Source organism: Rhodoferax sp. ZS1R8, assembly GCF_056521325.1.
In genome coordinates this window covers 1-1176 of the sequence record NZ_JBWMBA010000134.1, presented here as the reverse complement: position 1 = coordinate 1176, position 1176 = coordinate 1, and the positions used below count along the sequence as shown (strand labels likewise).

The following is a 1176-nucleotide window of genomic DNA, read 5'->3' as shown; positions in this document are numbered from 1 at the left end:
CACCACGCCGGCGGCCGCCAGCTCTTGCGACCTCTTGAGGCCCGCGTCCGGGTTGCCCTGGTCGTCTTTGATGACCAGCTCGAAGGGGCGGCCCATGTAGCCGCCCACCGCATTAATCTCTTCGGCTGCCAGCTGTATGCCCTGCAGCATCTGCACACCGAAGTCGGACGAAGGGCCGGTGAACGGCCCTATCACGCCTATTTTTAACGTATTGGCGGTTTGGGCGGTTGCAGCGAATGCGCACAGCCACAGGGCGCTGGCTGCGATCAGGCGGGTAGTACTCCACAGACGGTTGGTGTGCATGCTGGGTCGCCAGTTGGGTACTGACAATCTAGTTTAAGCAGGCTATTGCCGCGCGAACTGCAGGAATACCCTTGTTTGGTGCGCTCTGTCAGGCCAGCGTCAGACCACAGCGTTCTGATAGAAACGTGCCACTAGCCCCCGATTTATATGTAGCAACAGCTACAAAATTTGTAGCAAACTGCATTGGCCGCTACACCGTATCCTGCGGCTAGACGGATTCTGAATACCTTTCTAGGGCGGCCTTTTGTGACTTCACCACTGCGATCGGTGTGGGCCCTTGCCCTCACCCTGTCCCTGGGCGCCGCGGTGTCGCTGGGCATCACCCGCTTTGCCTATGGTTTGCTGCTGCCCGCCATGCGAGCAGATCTGGGCTGGAGCTACACGCTGGCTGGTGCCATGAACACGGCCAATGCCCTGGGCTACTTTTTGGGAGCCCTGCTGACGCCGTGGCTGCTCAAACGTGTGGGGGCCAGCACGCTGCTGTGGGGTGGCGCATTTCTGGCCAGTGTCTTCATGGCACTGAGTGGCTTTTTCACCGCCACCGAACCCCTGCTGGTGCAGCGTCTGCTGGCGGGGGTGGCCAGTGCTTTTGTCTTCATCGCCGGTGGGCTGCTGGCGGCCCGCCTGGGCGCGCAGCAGCCGTCGCACAGCGGCCTGTTGCTGGGCCTGTACTACGGTGGCACGGGCGTGGGTATTGTGCTGTCGGCCGTGCTGGTGCCCTGGGTGCTGGAGCAAGCGGCGGCGCAGTTGCATGCCTGGCGCTGGGCCTGGTGGTTGCTGGCGCTGGTCTGTGTGCTGGCCAGTGCGGCACTCTTGTGGCCCGCACGGATGATGCAGGCCGCCGTGCCGGTGGCAGATAGCCCAGGTGGCTCT

At 62.8% G+C, this 1176-nt stretch carries 2 protein-coding genes; one reads left to right on the top strand and one right to left on the bottom strand.

Annotated features, from left to right (window positions below; translation table 11 throughout):
• A partial coding sequence (locus AC097P_RS24430; RefSeq protein ID WP_479613007.1) for an ABC transporter substrate-binding protein occupies positions 1–303 on the bottom strand: 303 nt, incomplete at its 3' end.
• A gap of 246 nt (positions 304–549) precedes the next feature.
• Here AC097P_RS24430 and AC097P_RS24425 point away from each other — a divergent pair.
• Positions 550–1176, top strand: a 627-nt coding sequence (locus AC097P_RS24425) for a YbfB/YjiJ family MFS transporter (protein ID WP_479613006.1), incomplete at its 3' end; no start/stop codon positions are given.